Origin of the sequence: Actinomadura napierensis (assembly GCF_039529375.1) — a bacterium.
Lineage (GTDB): Bacteria > Actinomycetota > Actinomycetes > Streptosporangiales > Streptosporangiaceae > Spirillospora > Spirillospora napierensis.
On sequence record NZ_BAAAMR010000015.1, the window covers coordinates 42,533 to 62,513 of the forward strand.

General features: G+C 71.3%; 21 protein-coding genes. 9 read left to right on the top strand and 12 right to left on the bottom strand.

The genetic code is table 11. From position 1 onward, the window contains the following. Positions 1-128 precede the first annotated feature (128 nt). Complete coding sequence (locus ABD296_RS11350; RefSeq protein ID WP_344264641.1) at positions 129-779, top strand: TetR/AcrR family transcriptional regulator; 651 nt, start codon at positions 129-131, stop codon at positions 777-779. Positions 780-1,734: 955 nt separating this feature from the next. On the opposite strand, the gene ABD296_RS11360 is transcribed toward ABD296_RS11350, so the two are convergent. Next, on the bottom strand, positions 1,735-2,970 hold the full coding sequence (locus ABD296_RS11360) for a PucR family transcriptional regulator (protein ID WP_344264647.1): 1,236 nt from the start codon (positions 2,968-2,970) through the stop codon (positions 1,735-1,737). A 155-nt stretch (positions 2,971-3,125) separates the two neighbouring features. Between ABD296_RS11360 and ABD296_RS11365 the strand changes: the two genes are divergently transcribed. From ABD296_RS11365 to ABD296_RS11400, 8 genes are all read left to right on the top strand, one after another. Continuing rightward, positions 3,126-3,305 (top strand): hypothetical protein, encoded by a 180-nt coding sequence (locus ABD296_RS11365; RefSeq protein WP_344264650.1) that lies wholly within the window; start codon positions 3,126-3,128, stop codon positions 3,303-3,305. A gap of 422 nt (positions 3,306-3,727) precedes the next feature. Then, the gene (locus tag ABD296_RS11370) at positions 3,728-6,112 is read left to right on the top strand and encodes a sensor histidine kinase (RefSeq protein ID WP_344264653.1); all 2,385 of its coding nucleotides are present in this window, start codon (positions 3,728-3,730) and stop codon (positions 6,110-6,112) included. Next, on the top strand, positions 6,109-6,558 hold the full coding sequence (locus tag ABD296_RS11375; protein WP_344264657.1) for a roadblock/LC7 domain-containing protein: 450 nt from the start codon (positions 6,109-6,111) through the stop codon (positions 6,556-6,558). The genes ABD296_RS11370 and ABD296_RS11375 overlap by 4 nt, the downstream gene beginning before the upstream one ends. A 6-nt stretch (positions 6,559-6,564) precedes the next feature. Next, positions 6,565-6,939 (top strand): DUF742 domain-containing protein, encoded by a 375-nt coding sequence (locus ABD296_RS11380; RefSeq protein WP_344264660.1) that lies wholly within the window; start codon positions 6,565-6,567, stop codon positions 6,937-6,939. Beyond that, complete coding sequence (locus ABD296_RS11385; protein ID WP_344264663.1) at positions 6,920-7,531, top strand: GTP-binding protein; 612 nt, start codon at positions 6,920-6,922, stop codon at positions 7,529-7,531. Before ABD296_RS11380 ends, ABD296_RS11385 begins: the two co-directional genes overlap by 20 nt. Positions 7,532-7,677: 146 nt before the next feature. After that, positions 7,678-7,932, top strand: coding sequence for a hypothetical protein (locus ABD296_RS11390; RefSeq protein WP_344264666.1), 255 nt, complete (start codon positions 7,678-7,680; stop codon positions 7,930-7,932). Continuing rightward, complete coding sequence (locus tag ABD296_RS11395; RefSeq protein ID WP_344264669.1) at positions 7,925-8,914, top strand: polyprenyl synthetase family protein; 990 nt, start codon at positions 7,925-7,927, stop codon at positions 8,912-8,914. Before ABD296_RS11390 ends, ABD296_RS11395 begins: the two co-directional genes overlap by 8 nt. Beyond that, a complete protein-coding gene (locus ABD296_RS11400) occupies positions 8,907-10,088 on the top strand; it encodes an oxygenase MpaB family protein (protein WP_344264672.1) in 1,182 nt (393 codons plus the stop codon). Before ABD296_RS11395 ends, ABD296_RS11400 begins: the two co-directional genes overlap by 8 nt. Positions 10,089-10,138: 50 nt before the next feature. On the opposite strand, the gene ABD296_RS11405 is transcribed toward ABD296_RS11400, so the two are convergent. From ABD296_RS11405 to ABD296_RS11455, 11 genes are all read right to left on the bottom strand, one after another. Continuing rightward, positions 10,139-10,528, bottom strand: coding sequence for a group I truncated hemoglobin (locus ABD296_RS11405; RefSeq protein WP_344264675.1), 390 nt, complete (start codon positions 10,526-10,528; stop codon positions 10,139-10,141). Beyond that, positions 10,525-10,860 carry a twin-arginine translocase TatA/TatE family subunit gene (locus tag ABD296_RS11410; protein ID WP_344264677.1) on the bottom strand — a complete coding sequence of 112 codons (336 nt, stop codon included), beginning with the start codon at positions 10,858-10,860 and terminating at the stop codon, positions 10,525-10,527. Before ABD296_RS11410 ends, ABD296_RS11405 begins: the two co-directional genes overlap by 4 nt. Before the next feature lie 93 nt (positions 10,861-10,953). Beyond that, entirely contained in the window at positions 10,954-11,784 is an 831-nt protein-coding gene (locus ABD296_RS11415) for a hypothetical protein (RefSeq protein WP_344264680.1), read from the bottom strand. An 11-nt stretch (positions 11,785-11,795) separates the two neighbouring features. Then, positions 11,796-13,103: an MCE family protein gene (locus ABD296_RS11420; RefSeq protein WP_344264683.1), complete on the bottom strand. Its 1,308-nt coding sequence runs from the start codon at positions 13,101-13,103 to the stop codon at positions 11,796-11,798. 11 nt (positions 13,104-13,114) lie between these two features. Then, positions 13,115-14,131, bottom strand: coding sequence for an MlaD family protein (locus ABD296_RS11425; RefSeq protein ID WP_344264686.1), 1,017 nt, complete (start codon positions 14,129-14,131; stop codon positions 13,115-13,117). After that, positions 14,128-15,168 carry an MCE family protein gene (locus ABD296_RS11430; RefSeq protein ID WP_344264689.1) on the bottom strand — a complete coding sequence of 347 codons (1,041 nt, stop codon included), beginning with the start codon at positions 15,166-15,168 and terminating at the stop codon, positions 14,128-14,130. Before ABD296_RS11430 ends, ABD296_RS11425 begins: the two co-directional genes overlap by 4 nt. Then, positions 15,165-16,193: an MlaD family protein gene (locus tag ABD296_RS11435; RefSeq protein WP_344264692.1), complete on the bottom strand. Its 1,029-nt coding sequence runs from the start codon at positions 16,191-16,193 to the stop codon at positions 15,165-15,167. The genes ABD296_RS11430 and ABD296_RS11435 overlap by 4 nt, the downstream gene beginning before the upstream one ends. Continuing rightward, the gene (locus ABD296_RS11440) at positions 16,184-17,272 is read right to left on the bottom strand and encodes an MCE family protein (protein ID WP_344264695.1); all 1,089 of its coding nucleotides are present in this window, start codon (positions 17,270-17,272) and stop codon (positions 16,184-16,186) included. Before ABD296_RS11440 ends, ABD296_RS11435 begins: the two co-directional genes overlap by 10 nt. A 1-nt stretch (position 17,273) precedes the next feature. Continuing rightward, complete coding sequence (locus ABD296_RS11445) at positions 17,274-18,305, bottom strand: MlaD family protein (protein WP_344264698.1); 1,032 nt, start codon at positions 18,303-18,305, stop codon at positions 17,274-17,276. Next, entirely contained in the window at positions 18,302-19,168 is an 867-nt protein-coding gene (locus ABD296_RS11450) for an ABC transporter permease (protein ID WP_344264701.1), read from the bottom strand. The genes ABD296_RS11445 and ABD296_RS11450 overlap by 4 nt, the downstream gene beginning before the upstream one ends. Continuing rightward, positions 19,168-19,959: an MlaE family ABC transporter permease gene (locus tag ABD296_RS11455; RefSeq protein WP_455363854.1), complete on the bottom strand. Its 792-nt coding sequence runs from the start codon at positions 19,957-19,959 to the stop codon at positions 19,168-19,170. Before ABD296_RS11455 ends, ABD296_RS11450 begins: the two co-directional genes overlap by 1 nt. Between the last annotated feature and the right edge of the window lie 22 nt (positions 19,960-19,981).

Consider the following 19,981-nt stretch of genomic DNA (forward strand, 5'->3'; position numbering starts at 1 on the left):
CCTGGTGGAATTCATGCTCTGCCCTGTCTTTCCCAGGATTGGGTCCCGTGGTGGCGTGATCTGCTCGATCAGGACTGATCAGCCGACCGTAGTGGGGCACCCCCATCCGTCTAACTAAAGTGATAGCGGTGACCGCTCGTTTGCCTCGCAACCTGCGTTCCGACGCCCGGGACAACCGCGACCGCATCCTCAACGCGACCCGCTCGGCGTTCGTCACCGACGGCTTGGACGTGCCGATCCGCGAGATCGCCCGACGCGCCGAAGTCGGGCCCGCGACCGTCTACCGCCATTTCCCGACCAAGGACATGCTGGTCGCCGAGGCGTTCACCGACCAGATGCTGGCATGGCGATCCATCCTGGACGAAGGGCTCGCCGACCCCGATCCCTGGCACGGCTTCTGCGTGACGGTTGAGAAGCTGTGTGAGCTGCAAGCACGCGACCGCGGCTTCATCACGGCCTTCAAGTCCGCCTTCCCACGCGCGATGGATTTCGCCGCGAACCGCTCTTCCTCGCTGACCTCCGCAGCCGAACTGATGCGCCGCGCCAAGGGCACCGGCCGCCTGCGTCCCGACGCCGTCCTGGACGATCTCATCCTCGTGATCAGGGCCAACGACGGCATCCGCGCGAGTACACCGCCAGCCGGAATCGCGGCCTCCCGGCGCTTCGCCGCACTCATGATCCAAGCGTTCCAAGCCTCACCAGCGCCCTCACCGCTGCCGCCGCTGCCGCCTGCGGCGTCGGTACCCCGACGCAGGCCACCAGGCGGAATCACAGGGTGACCGAGGGTCGGACGCCCGGTCATCGGCATGAGCGGGCATCCTTCAACCCGGCCATGTTCCCCTGCTTTTGACGCTGATCGTCCTCGGCGTCGGTGAGATCGTGGCGGTTCTCGCCAAGCGGCGGCATCGCACACGAGCGCCGGACGTTCCGTAGCGGCGCCCTGCCACCGCCGGGAATGGCCGGGTTATCTGCAGGAATAGGTGAAGGTCGTGGACTTCTGCGTGCCTGGGGCGCCGACCTGCCGCTCACCCCGGCGCTGCCCGCCGGACCGGACCGGCCATGAGGCTGATCGTCGCCGAGGACGCGCTGTTGGAGCGCGAGAGGCTGGTCAGCGTGCTGTACGGGCTCGGGCACGAGGGGCTGCGGCTCGCCGCGCACATCCGCGACCGCCACTCCCGCACGGCGGTGCTCGTCCTGTCCAAGTATGTCGAGACGTCCTACGCGGCCGAGCTACTGCGCACCGGCGCGTCCCGCGTCGGCTACCTGCTGAAGGACCGGCTGTTCGAGCCGGCGGTGCTCGGCGACGCCCTGGACCGCCTAGCCGCCGGCGAGGCCGCCATCGACCCGGAGGTCGTCGCCGATCTGGTCGCCCCCGGTCCCGGCCCGGACTCGCTCGCCTCACTGACGCCGCGCGAGCGCGACGTGCTCACGCTGATGGCGCAGGGCCTGTCCGACCGTGGCATCGCCGAACGCCGCGTCATCACCGAGAAGACGGTCGGCTCGCATGCCTGCGGCGCCTCGGCCGGGGTTAAGGCCGACTCGGAACGCAAAGCCGCTCTTGTTCGCAGAGCAATAAGCCACCTCCTTTACGCTGTAGATTTCAGGCACTCACCTGACGGCGATTCGGGCTGCATGTTGCTACGCGTTCGCGGCCGGCCGAGGAGCCCACTACCACGTTCGCTGCATCGGGGGCTCGACAGGAAGGGCTGTCGCTCGGCGGTGGCGTTGAGCTGGTCACGGCTGGCGGGGTGGTGGCTGGTGCGAGGGTGTTGGTTCGGCTGGGAGGAAATGGATGCGCAGGCCCGTCTCCATCTCAAAGCGCCAGTCGGCGTCGTGGAGTTGGTGACCGAAGAGTTCTTCCAGCTGTCGCATGCGGTATCGGACGGTCTGCGGGTGCAGGTGCAGCAGCCGGGATGCGTCGACGATGCGGCCCTGGGATCGCAGCCAGGCGTAAAGGGTCTGGGTCAGCCTTTCCCTGCTGGGCGGGGTGAGGTGGGAGAAGGGGGCCATGCAGCGTTCGACCAGTAGCTGGGTGAGTGATTCGTCCTGCAGCAGCACCAATGTCGTCAGATGTTGGCCGCAAAGGACCGGGTAGTCGGGGATGGTGCCGCGGCGGGCGAGGTCGAGTCCGTGGCGGGCAAGGCGCAGGGACAGGGACGCTTGGGTCAATGCGACGGTGGGTCCGATGCTGACCTGGCCGTCGTTGAGGGCGCGCAGCAGTTGGCCGCTGCGGCCGGGCACGTCGGGGTCACCGACGATCAGGAAGGGGTCGGGCCGGTCGAGGTCCATGAGCACCTCCTCGCCCAGGGCAGGTGGGACCGCGTGGCCAGGGGTCCAGGGCTCGCCGAGCGCCACACAGGCCAGCGTGGGAGGCAATGGCCAGCGAGCTTGTTCGGCGAGCTCGGCGATCCGGCTGGATGATGCCAGGGAGGGGCCGGCGACGAGGAGTTCCAGCAGTCGCTGGCGTTTGCGCTGGACGTCCCCGGCCAGTTCGGCGCTCAGCGCCGCGTACCCGTTGACCGCGTGGGCGCCGGCCTCTTCGACGAAGGCGAATACCGTCTCGGCGAGCAGATACATGGTGTCGGGCGACAGGTGGGCGTGCTTGCCGAGCCGGGAGTAGAACCGCCAGCTGACCCGGGCGCCGACTCTGAACGCGCTTTGCAAAGAGTCCAGGCTGCGTCCTGCGATGTATTCCGACCGGCCGAGCGCCCGATACAGCGAGGCGTTGTGTTCGGTGGCGCGGGCCGGGTCGGCGATGCCGTCGATGAACTGGTGCAGCCAGCGGGAAACGGCGGTGTGCGCGGAGGCGCGGTCCGCCTCGACCAGGGGCTCGAATTCCGGCAGGCACCGCTGAATCTCGGCGACGATTTCGTGGGTGAGTGCTTCGACCTGACGGCGAAGCAGATCGGTCAGTTCGTCGGGCAGCTCCGCGAATGATGCGGCCGCCCCAGAATGCGCCGTCTGCGCCATGTCCGCCCCTCAATCAAAGCCGACCGCGCCCCAACGTGACGACGGTCACGGTAATCACGTCTCGGCGACCGCGCAATCGGAGCCTGGGGCCGGTCCATCGATCGGCTGACCGTGAGCGTTGGTTGGGTCACTGTGGGGTGATGGGTCGTGGTGGCTTGACCGATGTCGAGTGGATGGTGGCGCACCGGAAACAAGCCATCGACTGCGCCGACCGTGTCGCCCTCCTCGGGCGCGCCCGGATCGTCGGGGAGCGCGCCCACGACGGACTCCTGCGCGACAGCGACCGCGAGGCCGATTTCCGGAACATGCCGATGACACCCGCGGCGAACGAATGAGCCGCCCATTCAGTGGGCGACGCCATGAGTGACCCGGTGGACACTGCTGCGTAATCCGCGATGGCCCTGCCGGTTGCAGGAGAATTCCATCGGCGGCGAAGGGGCGCCCGATTCGAGGGCCCGCCGAATGGACGGCTACGGTATGCACTCGCGTCGTCACAGTCTCCTTTGGGGACTCAAGCGTGCAAATGCGCAGGTTCGCCCAGGAGGCACAGGGCCCTGACAAACCCCTTTTCGCAGTTCACTTTGGGATTCAATCTCTGATTCCTTGTGTTCACGGGCGCATGGTGGTGCAATGCGTCCTGGGGTGATGCGCGTCACAGGATCACCTTTTGAGGACATGGGGCCGCGGCGAGAGGCTTGGGAATGCTCGGAGAACGGCATGGACGCAGGCCCGCGCCGCCATTGCGGGGGTGCCGCCGATGACCCCCGCCGCCGGCCCGGGCATCGAGCCGTCCCCAGGCCCTCAGCCCGTGCACCGCAGGGCTCCTCGGCGGCGCACGATCCGGACGCAGCTGGTGATCCTGCTCCTGGTGCCGCTGGCCTCCCTCGTGGCGCTGTGGGGCTTCGCCGCAAGTCTGACCCTCGGCCCGGCGCTCACCAAGAACGCCGTCTCGCGGGCCTACGACAAGATCGGAATCCCGGCCAGCACGCTTTCCATCCAGCTGCAGCTCGAACGCGGCAACTCGGTCATGTACATCGCGTCGGCCCACCGCGACGGCGGCGCGCTTGCGGCTCAGCGCGCCAAGACCGACCGGGCGTTGGCCGCGTTCCGCCGCACCGCGCTGAACGCCAAGCTGAGCGGCCCGTCCGACAAGCTCGTCAAGCAGCGGACAGGCGAGCTGGTCGACCAGCTCGGACGCCTCGGGACGCTGCGCGGCGGCGTCGACCGCGGCTCGCTCCCCCGCCTGGACATCATCGACCGGTACGGCTCGATGGTCGGCCGGGCCAACGAGCTGTTCAGCAGCCTGTCGCTCGTCAACGACCTCGGCGTCTACCAGTCCGCGCGCGCGCTGAACAGCCTGAGCTGGGCGGTGGAGTTCATGCAGCGGGAGAGCACGCTGGCCGGCGCCGCCGCGCTCGGAGGCGGGCAGCTGAGCGTGCCGGAGCGGTCGGCGCTCGGGCAGTGGGTCGGAGCCGGACGCCAGTACTTCGACACCGGTCTCGCCGAGCTCACCGGCAAGATGCGCGTCCCCGTGCAGCAGGTGGCCGACTCGCAGGACTACGTGCGCTTCCGGCAGCTGGAGACGTCACTGTTGGAGGCGCGCGGCCGGCCGGCCGCGCAGACCGCGGGCGCCCTGGGCCAGCTCGCCCCCCGGCTGCTGCAGACTCTCGGGCAGGCGGTCATCCGCTCGGGCACCATCCTCACCGGGCAGGCCAAGTCGATCGGTAACCAGATCATGGTCAAGCTGGTGGTCGCGGGCGGCGTCGGCCTGCTGGCCGTGATCGCCTCCGTCCTGCTGTCGGCCCTGTTCGGCCGCAGGCTGGTCCGCGAGCTGCGCGACCTGCAGAGGGCCGCGCGGATGCTGGCGGAGGAGCGATTGCCCCGCCTGGTCGGCCTGCTGCGCCGCGGTGAACCGGTCGACCTGAACGCGGAGGCGCCGCCGATCAGCGCGGCCAGGACGACCGAGATCGGACGGGTCGCCGACGCCTTCACGCAGGCCCAGCGCGTGGCCGTGCAGAGCGCCGTCGGCGAGTCGAAGCTGCGCCAGGGCATCAGCCGCGTGTTCCTCAACCTGGCCTGGCGGAGCCAGTCGCTGCTGCACCGCCAGCTGCGCATGCTCGACGGCATGGAACGCCGGGTCACCGACCCCGAGGCGCTCCAGGACCTGTTCCGGCTCGACCACCTCACCACGAGGATGCGGCGCCACGCCGAAGGCCTGGTCATCCTCTCCGGCGCGCCCCCCGGCCGCGAGTGGAGCAAGCCCGCCCGGATGGAGGACGTGGTGCGCGCCGCCATCGCCGAGGTGGAGGACTATGAGCGGGTCGAGGTGCGCACGGCGGAGCCGACCGCGCTGACCGGGGCCGTGGTCGCCGACGTCGTGCACATGCTCGCCGAGCTGATCGAGAACGCCACGGCCTTCTCCCCGCCCAACACCGAGGTGCTCGTGCGCGGCGAGACCGTCGGCAACGGGTTCGCGATCGAGATCATCGACCGGGGCATCGGCATGAACGAGTCCGAGCGAGCGCGGCTGAACGAGCTGCTGGCGAGCCCGCCGGAGTTCGACCTCGCCGACACCGACCGGCTCGGGCTCTTCGTCGTCTCCCGCCTCGCCGCCCGGCACGGCATCAAGGTGCGCCTGCAGGAGTCCGGCTACAGCGGGACGACCGCGATCGTCGTGCTGCCCAGGAGCCTCGTCGTGGGCGCCCTGCAATCGCCGGCCGAGCGTCCCCGCCCGGTGCCCGCCGCCGAGCGTGCGCAGCCGGTGATCCCCTGGCAGGACGAACCGGCCTCGCCGTACGGCACGTCGACGGTCGCCCGGGCCGAGCCGCTGTACCCCAACGGCGGCTCCGCCGTCCCGTCGGCGGAGCACGAACCGCCAGCGGAGCACGGCCCGCCGGCGGACCCCAACGGCCCCCGCCCGCCCCTGACCCGCCGGCGGAAGATGGCCAACCTCGCTCCGCAGCTGCGCGATGTCAGGGCCGGCGCCGAGGGCGTCCCGGCGCCGGGGCAGCAGGAGGGCCCGAACGACACGGGCGCGAACGGCGGCGGGCTGGGCCATTCCGCCGACGCGTCGCGCGACCTGTGGAGCTCGTTGCAGGGCGGCTGGAGTCGCGGGCGGGAAGACAACGGGGAGGACATGTGAACGGACACGCCGGATGGGAAGGGCCGTCACCGGTGTTCGCGGACGCGGGCGCGCTCGGCTGGATGCTCGACGACCTCATCGAACGGGTCGGCCAGATCCGCAACGCACTGGTCCTGTCCCGCGACGGGCTGGTGATGGGCGCCTGCCGCGATCTGTCCCGGGACGAGGCGGAGTACCTGGCCGCGCTCGCCGCCGGCCTGTACAGCGTCGCGAACGGCGCCCAGCCCCACCTGGACGCGGGCGAGGTGAGGCAGGCGGTCATCGAGCTGGAGGCGGGGCTGTTCTTCGTCGTCCCCGCCGGATCGGGCAGCTGCCTGGCATTGCTGAGCGAGGCGGGCGCCAACGCGGGACTGGTCGCCTACGAGATGACGATGCTGGTGAAGCGGGTCAGCCAGCATCTCGCGGCACGGCCGCGGGCCGACCTGCCGTCCTCCGGCGCGGGGTGATCCGCGATGGCCTCCACGCGTCCTGAACGCTGGGTCGACGCGGACGCGGGGCCGTTGGTGCGGCCGTACGCCATCACGCGCGGCCGGACGCGGCCGCGCGGCCAGCGCCTCGACCTCGTCACGATCCTGTCGGGGACGGGGCGCCCGGCCCCGGAACCGGGCCTGCTGACACACGAGCACGAGAGGCTGCTGGCCTTGTCCGGCCGTTCGTACACCGTCGCGGACCTGGCCTCCGAGCTCGAACTCCCGCTCGGCGTCGTCGCGGTGCTGGCGGGAGACCTGATCGAGCTCGGCCTGCTCACCGTCGTGCGCGACGCGCCGGCGCAACGGCCGGACCTGGACATGCTGCGGAGGATTCGCGATGAGCTACGAGCCCTCTGAGCCGGGGGAGGGACCCCGCGTCGCCATCAAGATCCTGGTGGCGGGCGGTTTCGGCGCCGGCAAGACGACCCTCGTGGGCTCCGTCAGCGAGATCCGCCCGCTGCGGACCGAGGCGTACATGACCGAGGTCAGCGTCGGCGTCGACGACGTCCGGGGCGTCGAGGGCAAGGAGACGACCACGCTGGCGATGGACTTCGGCCGGATCACCCTCAGCGACGGCGTCGCCCTCTACCTGTTCGGAACTCCGGGCCAGGAGCGCTTCTGGTTCATGTGGCAGGAGCTGTCCAGGGGCGCTCTGGGCGCGGTGGTCCTGGTCGACACCCGGCGGATCAGCGCGAGCTTCGGCGCGATCGACTTCTTCGAGCAGCGCGCCGCCCCCTTCGTCGTCGCGGTCAACTGCTTCGACGGGGGCCACGCGTACACGGCGGAGGAGGTCCGCGCGGCCCTCGACGTCGATCCGCAGGTCCCGGTCCTCCTTTGCGACGCCCGCTTCCGCGCATCGGCGAAGCAGGTGCTCGTCGCACTCGTCGAGCACGCCATGCGCCCCTACGAGCAGGACGCCCCCAGAACCAGAACCGCAGACCGCATCTGAAGACGTGCTCAACGAGGGCGGCCGCAAGGACGCGACGTCGGTCGTAACAGACGGACAGTCGTCCCTTGCTGATCGGGCGTTTCGGGGGCGACGTCCAAGACCTCGTGTTACTACTGTCGGTGTCGCCTACGGAACGGTGAGTGCCGATGAGTCGTGATGAGACCGTCAAATCGCACGACGAGGTGGTGTATCTGGCGGCCGGGGTCGCCGACGTGGTGGTGGGCGGCGCGCGGAGCGTCCTGCGGCGGCTGCCCGGATGGGGCGAGGTCCGCCGGGAGCTGCGGGCGCGCGGTGAGCTGGCGTGGGGCCGGACGGCGCCGGTGTCCGAGTCCCATATGGAGGTGCTGGCCCGGCGGGTGGGCGAGCGCGGGGCGCGGCGCGTGAGCGATGCCGGTGAGTGATCTCCGGGCCCGGGTGGACCGGGCGCTGGAGGAGTTCCTGGACGATGAGGTCGCCGAACTGGTGGCGCTGGACGCCGGCCTGGCGCCGGTCGCCGAGCAGGCGCGCGTGTCGGTGGCGGGCGGCAAGCGGATCCGTCCCGCGTTCTGCTACTGGGGGTGGCGGGCGGCCGGGCAGCCGGACACCGAGTCGATGGTGCGGGCCGCCGCGGCACTGGAGCTGGTGCACGCGGCGGCGATCGTCCACGACGACATCATCGACCGCAGCCCGCTGCGGCGGGGCCGCCCCACGGCCCACCAGCGGCTCGGCGACGGCCTGGCCATCATGGTCGGCGACCTGCTGCTGGGCTGGGCCGGGCAGCTGTTCCACGCCTCCGGGCTGCCGCGCACGTTCGTCGCGCGGGCGGTGTCGCTGTGGACGGCGATGGGCCGCGAGCTGATCGCCGGTGAATGCCTGGAGCTGCTGAGCACCGGCGCCCCCGCCGACGTCGGGCGGTCGCTGCGGATCGTCCGGTTCAAGACCGGCTCCTACACCGTGGAATGGCCGCTGCGGATCGGCGCGGTGCTCGGAGGCGCCGCCCCCGTGATGCTGGAGGCGCTGGCGGGCTACACCCGTCCGCTCGGCGAGGCGTTCCAGCTCCGCGACGACCTGTGGGGCGTGTTCGGCGACCCGGCGGTCACCGGCAAGTCCGACCTCGACGACCTGGCCGGCCGCAAGCCGACCGCGCTGCTGGCCCTCGCCCTCGAACACGCCGGCCGAGCCGACTGCGAGGAGTTGCAGGAGCTGCTGCGCGGCGCGGTCGGCGTCCCCGAGGCCGACCGGATCAGGCAGATCATGCGCCGGTCCGGTGCCGCCGACCAGGTGCGGCAGATGATCGGCGAACGCGCCGGAGCCGCGCGGACGGCGCTGGCCGGCGTCCGGCTCGCGCCCGAGACCACCCGCGCCCTGACCCTTCTGATCGATGAGGTGACCGCAGATGCCTGACGCCCCGGCCTCCCCCGGCCTGCCGGGCACCGGCCCCTATGACGACGTCTTCATGGACGCCTTGCGGCTCCAGGGCGACGAACTGGCCGACGCGACCGTGGAGGCGCTGTTCACCGGTGGTCACGTCGCGCGGTTCAACACGTTGATGCGCTGGTTCACCACCTCCGGGCAGCCGCTTCCCGACGGGCTGCCCGATGCCGCCCGCGACTACCTGAACGCCACCGCCACCGCGCCCGACTGGGTCGACTGGACGGTGATGGAGGAGGCCCGGCAGTTCTTCATCGACAACGACGTGCACATCTCCACCGCGCTGTCGTTCGCGTCCATGCCCGCCTGCTACATGGTCCCGCACGTGGCCAGGCTGCTGTCGGCGACGCACTCGCTGGACTACCCCTCGCGCCGCATGGCCGAGACCGGGCAGTTCACCGTCCACCTCATGCAACCGGACGCCTTCGAGGCCGGCGGACGGTTCCTGCCGTCCGCACAGAAGGTGCGGCTGCTGCACGCCTCCATCCGCCGCCACCTGCACGAGGCCGGCCGCTGGCCCGAACCCGTGCCGATCTGCCAGGAGGACATGCTCGGCGGACTGATGATGTTCAGCATCCAGGTCCTGGACGCCCTGCACCGCCTCGGCATCCACATGACCCAGCAAGGCGCCGAAGCCTACTACTACGCCTGGCGCGTCGTCGGCACGATCCTGGGCTGCGACCCGGCCGCCATCCCGCCGGACCTGCACGCCGCCCGCGAGTTCTCCGACCGCTACATGCTGCGTCACATGGGCCCCTCCGCCGAAGGCGCGCACCTGACCCGCCAGCTCATCGACCTGTACGAGGACGTCGTCCCCGGCACCCTGCTCGACCCCGTGGTGCCGGCCCTGATCCGGTTCCTGGTCGGCGACACCGCAGCCGACTGGCTGCAGGTCCCCCGGTCCCGCTGGGACGGCGTCATCAAGATCGCGCCCGCGCTGCTCGGCGTCATCGAACGCTTCGAGGACCGCGGCCCATGGGCCGCCCAGGTCTCCGACCGGCTCGGACGCCTGGTCACCCACCTGGAACTGACGTCCCTGACGCGCGGCCGAGTCATGCACTACGCCATTCCCGAGGAACTGAAACCCGACCACGGCGTCCCCGTCACCACCCGATGGGCCCCGCCACCGCCCATCGCCGCCCCATGACCATCGAAGAGCGAGGTATTCCCAGTTCAGCTGAGGACGAGGAGCATCTCTCACCGTCCCTCCGGCGCTACGGCCTTCAGCGTGGGCCTGCCGGACACGATGTCGTCCGCCAGGGGCATCACCACGGCGGCGATCTCGGCGATGGTCGCCTCCGGGACGCCGGCCGCGGCGAGCGAGTCCACCAGGTGCTCGGCGACCCGGTCGAAGTGGTCGCGCCCGATCCCGAGCCCGCGATGGACGTCCTTCATCGTCCTCCCCTGGTAGACGGCCGGGCCGCCGAGCGCCTGCGCGAAGAACTCGACCTGGCGGCCTTTCAGCTTGCCGAGGTTCATGCCGGTGAAGAACGCGTTCAGCGTGCCGTCGGCGAGGATCCGGTCGTAGAGGTCGTCCACCACGGCCGTCAGGGCCGCCTCGCCGCCGATCGACTCGTAAATGCTCATTTCGCCTCCGTCGTGGTCGGCTGACCTGGGTGTTCGAGTCGCGCGGCTTCCGCGCGCAGCAGTGCCGCCCGCTCGCGCAGTCCGGCGGGACCGCCCTGGAGGGAGACCGTGCGAGGTGCGGCGGCACCGGTGCTCGGGGCGACGTGCTCGCCGGTTTCCCCCCGGGTGTCCTCGGGTGCGGCCTCGTCGTTCCGCAGTCCCTGCGTCTCGTCCCGCAGGATGCGCGCCGACCTGCCGAGCGATCGCGCGAGGTTCGGGAGCCGTGTCGATCCGAACAGGACCAGCACCACGGCCAGCACGATGAGGATCTCGCTCGTTCCGAAGTTGCCCATGGCCGTCCTCCTGCAGGTGCCGGGGATATCAGAATTCCATGCTATTGGCGCAACGCCAATAGCGGATGGCGAGTGGACAATGGCTCGTGCGCGTCAGCCTCCGGGCGATGGCGATGGTTCGGGCTGAGTGGGCGTGGTCTGCTGCTTTCCGTCGGGGTCGGTCATGCTCTCGTTGGCTGCGCCGATCGAGGTGACCTCGGTGACCTTCCAGGTGCCGTGGCTGCGGGCGAGCTTCATGTCGAGGTAGGAGCCGAGGACATTGCGAGTCCCGGCGGTGCTGTGGACCTCGCTGTCCATCACGACGACGGCGCGGGCGTTGCTCCCGTCGACGTCGCCGACGTAGACGGTGCGGACGGTCGCGGAGGCATCGGCCTTGAGCTTGGTGATGATGCCTTCGAGCCCGCCGGTGAACGCCTGGTCGTAGGTCTTGGCGAAGTCGTCGGACGCCAGCGACAGCACCGTGTTGCGGGCGGCCTGGAGCCGGGTGTGGTCGTAGCTGAGCAGGGCCTGCCCGAACCTGCCCGCGCTGTCGCCGACCTGCCGACGTTCGTCGGCTCGGGTGTCGGCCTTGTCCGCCCGATGCCACTGCAGTCCGGCGGTGACGATGGAGGCGATCAGGACCGCGGCGACGAGGAGCTTGGCGGTGATCTGCCCGGTCAGGAGGCCGAGCATCCGGCTGCGCCATGACGGCCGGTTCTCCGGGGCGTCCGCTTCCGCGGTCGCGTCCTTGGCTGCGGATTCGCCGGGGTCGTCGTGTTGAGCCTCGGCTTCGCCGTCCTCGGTCTTCTCGGTCTCCTCCGCCGAAGCGGAGTCCGCGGCCTTCTCGTCCGCGGCAGGCTCGTCTTTCTTCTCTGCCGTGGCGGGTTCCGCGTCCTTCTCTTCGGCGGCCGGCGAGCGGATGTCCTCGGTCGTCTCGGTCTTCACTGGTCCTCCATTCATCGGCGGGCGCCGAATCGGCGGCGCACGAGCGTCCTGGCGACGTTGGCGGCGACGGCCAGCACCACCACGGCGGCGAGCGCGGGCGGCAGCAGGGGAAGTGCGCGCGACAGCGGGGAGCGGCGATCGCCGTCCGCGCTGACCGGGCGGGTCGAGAGCGCCTTCGGCGTCCGCTCCTTCGCCGCGGTCCCCGCCGTGGAGCCGTTCCCGGAGCGGGGCTTGCCGCCGGACTTCGCGGAGCCCTTCCCCCTGGACGCAGGGCAAAGGGAGAGGGCCGGCGCAGTGGGCTTCGGCGTCGGGGTGGCGTACTCGGCGGCCTGCGGCGGGCCCGCCACGGTGATCACCGCGGTGGTGCGCAGGGCGCTGCCCTTGCCTTCCTTCACCCGGACGTCCGACACCAGCGCCTGGAGGGTCGGAACCATCCGGAGGACGTGGTTGATCCTCGCCCCGTTGGCGGCGTCGAAGACCGGGACGGTCTGCACGGCGGCCGCCGACAGCAGGCAGTCCAGCCCGGGCCGGGCGCTCTCCAGGAGCGCGTCGAGGTCGCCGAGGGTACCGGGGCCCTGGGCCAGCACGCTGTCGAGGTCCCGGCGCGCCTGGCGCATCGTCGCGGTGAACGCGGCGAGGTCGTTGACGCCGGAGACCAGCTGGTAGCGGTGCCGGGTGAGGGTGCTCGTCAGCCGGGTGAGCTCGGTGGCGAGGGCGTCCAGCGTGGGGGCGTCGGCGGCGAGCGTCGCGGTGAGCCGGTCGGTGTCGCCGATCATGTCGTGGAGCGCGGTACCGCGCCCCTGGAGTCCGGTCGCCGCCTCGTGGAACAGGGTCTGCGCGTCCCGCGGGTCGACGGCCTTGAGCGTGTTGCTGAGCCCGGTGAACAACTGCTTGTAGTCGGTCGTCCCGGACGTCCGGCCGAGAGGGATGTGGTCGCCGGCCTTGAGGTATCCCCCGCTCGGCGTCTTCGGCGAGGTCAGTTCGATGTACGGCTCGCCGATCGCGGACTTGCGGAGGACCTGCGCGCCGGCGCCGTCCGGGACGTGGACGCCGCGGTCCATCTCGATGCGGACCTCGACGTGGCCGTCGCGGAGCGCCACGCCGCCGACGCGTCCGACCTTCACGCCGAGGTGGGTGACCTCCAGGTCGCTGTGCAGGCCGGGCGAGGAGGCGAAGTCGGCGGTCACCGGGAACGGCCGCTCCAGGGCGTCGATGGTGATGATGTTGCGCACCGCCCAGACCGCGAGGAGCGCGCCGAGCAGCGCGAAGAAGACCAGGTTGATGACGATCCGCGGCTGCTTGACCTGCGGGAGCTTCAACGGCGGTGTCCTCATGGTCGTGGTCCGAGGAGTCCGGTCAGCGACTGCGACCGCGGGCGGGCCGTGGCGGGCGCCTTGCCGGATGACGGCAGGAAGCCCTTGATCCACAGGAACAGCAGGGCCTGGCCGCTGGAGGAGACCGACGGGCCGCGCAGGAACGTCAGCACGTTGGCGGCGATCGCCTTCAGGTCGTTGCGGCCGCGCAGCGCGGCGGCGAGCAGCTGGTCGGCGCGTCCCAGCAGGACGGCCAGGCGCTTGGCGTGCCGCTGCTGCACCTTCGCGTTGACCGATCGGGCGAGCTGGTCGAGCCGCTGGATGGAGATCTTGATGCGGTGGCGTTCGTCCTGGAGCCGCCGGGTGGCGAGGGCGACGTTGCCAGGGAGCCGGCCGATGTCGCTCTTGCCCTTCTCCAGGGAGTCGCCGAGCTTGCCGAGCGAGTCCAGGGCGCGGCCGAGGTCGGCGCTGGCGGCGGCGTAGCTGTCGGTGACGTCCGCGGCCCGCTTGATCAAGGTGTTGAGCTTGGGGCCCTTGCCGTCGAGCGCGGTCGCCGATTCGTCGGCGATGGTCGCCAGGTCCTGCCCGCCGAGCGCGGCGATCAGCGGCCCGACCTTCGCGCTGACCTGTTCCAGGTCGGGTTGGACGGAGGTCTGGACGATCGCGGCGCCGCTGCGCAGGAAGGGGCCGGTGCGCATGTCGCGCCCGGGCGGGAGGTCCAGGCGGACGTAGTTCTCGCCGAGCAGCGACGACTTGGCGATCGTGGCGGTGGTGCCGGCGGGGATGCGCCGGTCGGTCTTCAGCGACATGGTCACCCTGGCGCGGTAGCCGGACAGCCCGATCGCGGTGACGGTGCCGACCCGCACGTCCGAGACTTGGACGCTGTGGCCGACGACGAGGCTCTGCACGTCGTCGAACGTCGCCGAGAGGGTCATGCCGCCGCGCGGCGCCCCGATGGTCTGGAGGGAGCATCCGCCGGCGCCGAGGGTCAGCGCGGTGGCCAGGGCGCAGCAGGCGACGATGGGGCGTCTCATTTGCCCGCCTTTCCGGTCGGCACGCAGTTGCCGAGGGCCGGGTTGTCCGGGACGCAGGGGACGGTGCCCCAGCCCATCGCGGTGAACAGCGGCTGGAGCCAGGTGCGGAGGGTGGCGTGGACGAGCACGCGGATGGTGGCGACGTGCTGCTTGCGGTTCCAGGCCTTCACCGCGACGTCGGCGAACTGCCCGAGGCCCTGGATGGCCTGGTTGAGCCCCTGCGCGTTGCCCTTGAGGGTGAGGATGATGTTGGACAGGTCCGCGACGGTGCCGGGCAGCGTCTCGCGGTAGTCGGTGATGAGGACGTCGCTCTTGCGGATGGCGGCGGCCAGGCCGGCGACGAAGTCCCGTAGTTTCGTCCGTTCCCCGGACAGCGTGCCGCTGGTGGTGGAGAAGGAGGCGATGAGCTGCGAGAGCTGCTTGTCGCGCCCGTTGAGGCTCGCCGCGACCGCCCGCAGGTTCCTGGCCAGCGAGGCGATCTGCCGGTCCTGGGCGGCGAGGTCGCCGGTGAGCCGGGACGTGGCGCCGAGCGCGACGTTGATGTCGCCGCCGTGGCCGCGCAGCCCGTCCGCGCCGCGGTGCAGGGCCGAGCCGAGCTGCTTGGGGTCGATGGAGCGGTTGAGCTTGGCGAACGCGTTGAGGGCCTCGTCGATCTCGACGGGCAGCTCGGTGCGCGACTGCGGGACGACGGCGCCGGCCGCCGCCTTGCGCATGCCGGGTTTCCAGACCGGGTGGAGGAGCACGTACCGCTCGCCGAGCGCGTTGTCGGAGGCGATGGTGGCGTGCACGTCGTCGGGCAGCGGCACCGACCGCTTGACGGCGAGGTCCACGCGGACGCGGGTCTGCTCGTCCTTGATGGAGGTGATCGTGCCGGAGTCGGCGCCCATGACCTTCACCCGGGACCGCTCGTACAGCGACGGCGTCTTGGCGAAGTAAACGGTCAGTTTGTAGGTGCTGCCGCCGCCGGTCACCGTGCATCCGCCCGTGGTCGCGGCCAGCACCAGTGCCGCGAGCGCCGGGACGAGACGTCGCATCATCGTTCTCCCTGGGGGGCGAGGCGGGCGAGCTGCGCGAGGTCCTGCGGGGACAGCGGGCCGAGCCCCGTCGCGACGACCTCCAGCCACGGCCCGTAGCCGCCGGTTCCGGCGAGGCCGCTGAGGGTGGGGCCCGCCCAGGCGAGCAGGTCGTTGAACGCGCCGGTCTGCGGGCGCAGCGTGCCGAGCGTGCCGCGCAGGTCGGACATGACCGACACCAGTTGCGCCTGGTGGTCGTCGATGAGCTTGGAGAGGCTCGACACGGTGCGGCTGCCGCTGCCGAGGAACGCCGCCAGCTCCCGCTTGCGCCGCTGCAGCTCGTCGAGCATCGCCTGGATGTTGCCGAGCAGCCGGTCGAGCTGCCGGTCCTTGGCGTGCGCGAGGGACAGGACGCGGTCGCCGCCGGCGAGCATCCGCTTGATCTGCGGACTGGAGCCGTCGACCGTCTCGGCGAGCTTGGACAGGTTCACCAGGGTCCGGGACAGGCGTCCGCGGTGCTCGGCGTCCACGCCCTGGAGCTCCGAGACGATCTTGTTGATGGACCGGGTGTCCAGCCGTGCGACCGTCCGCGTGGAGGTGTTGAGGACGTCGTTGACCGTGGTCGGCACCTGCGTCCGCTCCAGGGGGATGCGCCTCCTGGCGGGCGGCAGGTCCTCCAGGTGCGGGGCCGTGACGGCGCCGGACAGCCGCAGGTACCGGCCGCCGAGGATGTTCGACACCTCGATCTGCGCGCTGGTCGAGGGGCCGAGGTCGACGCCGGAGTCGACCTTCCAGGTGACGAGCACCCGGCCGCGCCGGAAGTCCGGGTGGACGGCGGTGACCTCGCCGACGCGGACGCCGGCCACCCGGACGTCGTCGCCGGAGGAGAGCCCGCCGGTGTCGGCGAAGACGCCGGTGACGGTGTAGCGGTCCTGGAGCAGGCCCTTCGTCCCGACCAGGAACACCGACACCAGGAGCAGCACCAGGGCCGTCGCCGAGACCAGCCCGACGACGATCTTGTTGCGGTCGCGGAAGGACTTCAGTGCCACGGGCGGCCTCCGACCATGAGGTTCTCCAGGGCGCCCGCCGAGTCGATCGGCTTCCCGCTCTCCCGCGGGCCGGGAAGCCGGGTCGGGTACGGGCACGGCGGGGCGGCGAGGCTGAGGCAGGGGACGGCCACCTCGATGTAGCGGCCGTTGTCGACGGCGGAGAAGATGTGCTGCAGCTTCGGCGTCGCAGAGCCGAGCACGTTGGCGACGGTCTCGTCGTTGCGGTGCACGCCGGCGGTGAAGGTCGAGAGCTTGGCGATGACGTCGGCGAGCCGGTCGCCGTTGCCCGCCAGGACGGCGTCGGACGTGCGGGCCAGCGCGGCGAGCTGCACGAGCGTGTCGTCGATCAGCCGGCGGTTGTCGGCGAACGCGCCGCTCAGGCTCACCAGGTCGTCGGTCGCCGCGCTGATCTGCTTGTCGCGCCTAGCGATGAGCTCGGTGACGGTCGCGTAGTCCGACAGCATCTGCTTGAGGGTGCTGCGGCGCTCGGCGATCGTGGACGACAGCCGGTCGACATTGCCGACCAGCCGGTCGATGTCTCCGGCGTTGCCGTCCAGGGCCTGCGCGAGCGAGGTGAGCACTGTGTTCACCTGCTTCGGGTCCAGGCTCTTGGTGAGCGGCGCGAGCTCGTCCAGCAGCGCGCTGCCGTCCACGACGGAGTGGGTGCGGGTGATGCGGGCGCCGGAGCGCATCTTCGCCGGGCTCGTGCCGGGGATGAGGTAGACCACGCGGCGTCCCATGGCGTCCCGCCACCGGATCGCGGCCTCGCTGTCGGACGGCACCTTCACCGAGTCGCGGACGGTCATGTCGACCTTGGCGCGGCCGTCCACGACCTTCACGCCGTCGACCCGGCCGACCGGCGCACCGGCGATCTTGACCTCGTCGCCCTTGGACAGGCCGCTCGCGTCGTCGAAGGTCGCCGACACGTGCCAGCCGCCGCCGAGCCCCACCCGCGCGATCTGCATGCCGATGAACAGGGTGAGGAGCCCGGTCACCAGCAGGAACGCGACCAGCCGGACGACGACGCCGGCGCGCGCCCGCGCCTGCTCGCTCAGCCGCGCCGTACCGAAGCGGGCCATGTCACCGGCCCCCCTTCGCGCCCGTGCCCGGACCGCACAGGCCGAGGATCAGCTCGCACGGATCGCTCGGCAGGTACGCCTCGGACGCCAGGTAGTGCTTGCCGCCGGGCCCCGGTGTCGTGGCCAGTTCCTGGTAGAGCGGGAGCAGGCGGTTGCCGGTGCGGACCGCGTCCCCGAGCAGGCCGAGCTGGGCGTAGATGACCGCGGCGGCGCGCTCACCGCTGCGGAACGCCTCGCCGAGCTGCCCGCCGCGCTTGTCGAAACCGTGGGCGACCAGCGCCGACACGGCGGAGAGCTGGTCGGCGAAGTCGCCGAGCCGGCCCTTGCGGCCGCTCGCCGCGGCGGTGATGAGCGCGTTGGCGTCCCCGCTGATTCCCATGATCTCGTCGCCCGATCCGGACAGCGCGCTGCTCAGGTCCGCGCCGTCGGAGATGAACCGGCGGGCGTCCTGGCGATGCTTGTAGGCGACGTTCAGCAGGACGCCGGTCTGGTCGATGGTGGCGGCGAGCTTCGCCCCCTGCCCGTCCAGGCTCTGCGCGGTGGTGTGGACGATCGTGTAGACGTCCTCGGGCGCGATCGCGCCGAGCTGCTGGTCGGCGTCCGCGAGCAGGTCCGACAGGTCCTGCGGATCGGAGGTGCGCGTGATCCTCGCCCCCGAGGCGAGGTAGGGACCGGCGCCCTCGTGCGCGCCGGGAACCAGGTCCACGAACTTCGGGCCGAAGGCGGAGGCGGGCTCGATCGACGCGGTGACCGTGTCCGGGACGTGCGTCCCGGCGTGGAGCCGCAGCGTCAGCCGCGCCTTGCCGTCCTCGCCCAGCCGCACCCGCTGGACCGAGCCGACCTGGACGCCGCGGACCTTCACGGGGGCGCCCTTGCCGAGCCCCTGCCCGGCGCGGCCGAACTCGGCGGTCAGCACCGTCCCTCCGGCCTGGAACGGCTTGGCGACCAGCGTCCACAGCACCAGCGCGACCGCGGCCAGCGTGAGCGCCGTGATCAGCAGCCGGCGGACCAGGGAGAGCTCCTCGTTGATCATCCGCTCAGCCTCACCGTCGCGCCGTTGCCCCAGAACACGTACGACAGGAGCAGGTTCAGGGTCACGATCGTCACGATCGACAGCCGGATCGCCCGGCCCGCCGCGCGCCCGACCCCGGCCGGCCCGCCGGTGGCGTAGTAGCCGTAGAAGCAGTGGATGGTGATGACGGCGAACGCGAACACCGCCACCTTGACCGAGCTGTAGACCAGGTCGATCGTCGGCAGGTACAGCCGGAAGTAGTAGTCGTACACACCCGGCGCCAGGTCGAAGAACTCCGTGCTGATCAGCCGGGTCGCGAAGAAGCTCGCGAACAGCGCGATCAGGTACAGCGGGACCAGCGCGATCAGCGCGGCGACCACCCGCGTGCACACCAGGTAGGCGAACGACCCGATGCCCATGACCTCCAGCGCGTCGATCTCCTCGGAGATCCGCATCGCGCCGAGCTCGGCGGTGAACGCCGACCCGCACTGCGCCGCGAGCGCCGTCGCCGCGATCACCGGGGTGATCTCGCGGACGTTGGCGAACGACCCGACCAGCCCCATGAACGACTGCGCGCCGATCGACTCCAGCCCGGTGTAGCCCTGCAGGCCCACCTCGGTGCCGACGAAGAACGCCATCGTGAAGATCACGAAGATCATGCCGCCGCCGACCACGGTCGCGCCCGCGCCGACGACCACGTCGCTGACGTGCCGCGCGACCGTCCGCGCGTACTTGCGGCGCCAGACCAGGTCGCGGGCGGAGTACAGCAGCACCCGGTAGACGAACACCGGCCACTGCGCGAGGTCGCCGGTCCGCGCCGCGAGCCGTCCCGCCGCGCGCACGCCGCTCCGGCCCGCCCGGCCGGCCGGGATCGAGCCCGCCATCAGATCTTGGGCGGGAACGCGACGAAGTACACCGTCGTGATCACGTAGTTGAGGGCGAACACCAGCATGAAGGCGACCACGATCGCCCGGTTCACCGCGCGGCCGACCCCGACCGGGCTCTGCGCGCAGGTCATCCCCATGTAGCAGGCCACGACCGCGGCGACCAGCCCGAACAGCCACGCCTTCAGCAGCGTCACGACCAGGTCCGACACCTGCAGCAGCGACACCGCGCCGTCGAAGTAGGCGCCCGGCGTGACGTCCTGCAGCAGCACGTTGAACACGAAGCCGCCGGCGGCGCCGGAGACGATCACCAGCGAGGCCAGCAGCGTCGAGATCAGGCTGGACGCCCACAGCCGCGGCGTGACGAGGCGGTGCACCGGGTTGACCGCCATGGTCTCCATGGCCGCCAGCTCGTCGCGGATCCGGCGGGCGCCCATGTCGGCGGTCATCGCCGATCCGCCCGCACCCGCGATGATCAGCGCGGCGGCGATCGGCGCGACCTCGCGCACCAGCCCCACGACGACCGCTCCCCCGGTCGCCGACTGCGCGCCGAGCTGGGCGGCCAGCTGGCCCACCTGCAGCGCCACGGTCGCGCCCAGCGGCAGCGACACCAGGATCACCGGCAGGCTCGTCACGCGGGCCAGGAACCACGCCTGCTCGGCGAACTCCCAGAACCAGCGGCGCACGTCCCAGGTGCGCCGCAGCCTCTCCAGGGCGACGACGAACAGCTCACCGACCTCGCTGAGCAGCCCGTGGACACGGCCGGGCAGGTAGACGACGGCCACACCGATCACCTCCTCGGTCGTCGGGCAC

What these genes read in the sequence shown, in the direction of transcription:
- ABD296_RS11360 (WP_344264647.1), bottom strand. Translation starts at nt 2,970, where the DNA reads ATGGCGCAGACGGCGCATTCTGGGGCGGCCGCATCATTCGCGGAGCTG.
- ABD296_RS11370 (WP_344264653.1), top strand. Translation starts at nt 3,728, where the DNA reads ATGACCCCCGCCGCCGGCCCGGGCATCGAGCCGTCCCCAGGCCCTCAG.
- ABD296_RS11380 (WP_344264660.1), top strand. Translation starts at nt 6,565, where the DNA reads ATGGCCTCCACGCGTCCTGAACGCTGGGTCGACGCGGACGCGGGGCCG.
- ABD296_RS11385 (WP_344264663.1), top strand. Translation starts at nt 6,920, where the DNA reads ATGAGCTACGAGCCCTCTGAGCCGGGGGAGGGACCCCGCGTCGCCATC.
- ABD296_RS11390 (WP_344264666.1), top strand. Translation starts at nt 7,678, where the DNA reads ATGAGTCGTGATGAGACCGTCAAATCGCACGACGAGGTGGTGTATCTG.
- ABD296_RS11400 (WP_344264672.1), top strand. Translation starts at nt 8,907, where the DNA reads ATGCCTGACGCCCCGGCCTCCCCCGGCCTGCCGGGCACCGGCCCCTAT.
- ABD296_RS11405 (WP_344264675.1), bottom strand. Translation starts at nt 10,528, where the DNA reads ATGAGCATTTACGAGTCGATCGGCGGCGAGGCGGCCCTGACGGCCGTG.
- ABD296_RS11410 (WP_344264677.1), bottom strand. Translation starts at nt 10,860, where the DNA reads ATGGGCAACTTCGGAACGAGCGAGATCCTCATCGTGCTGGCCGTGGTG.
- ABD296_RS11425 (WP_344264686.1), bottom strand. Translation starts at nt 14,131, where the DNA reads ATGAGACGCCCCATCGTCGCCTGCTGCGCCCTGGCCACCGCGCTGACC.
- ABD296_RS11430 (WP_344264689.1), bottom strand. Translation starts at nt 15,168, where the DNA reads ATGATGCGACGTCTCGTCCCGGCGCTCGCGGCACTGGTGCTGGCCGCG.
- ABD296_RS11440 (WP_344264695.1), bottom strand. Translation starts at nt 17,272, where the DNA reads ATGGCCCGCTTCGGTACGGCGCGGCTGAGCGAGCAGGCGCGGGCGCGC.
- ABD296_RS11445 (WP_344264698.1), bottom strand. Translation starts at nt 18,305, where the DNA reads ATGATCAACGAGGAGCTCTCCCTGGTCCGCCGGCTGCTGATCACGGCG.
- ABD296_RS11450 (WP_344264701.1), bottom strand. Translation starts at nt 19,168, where the DNA reads ATGGCGGGCTCGATCCCGGCCGGCCGGGCGGGCCGGAGCGGCGTGCGC.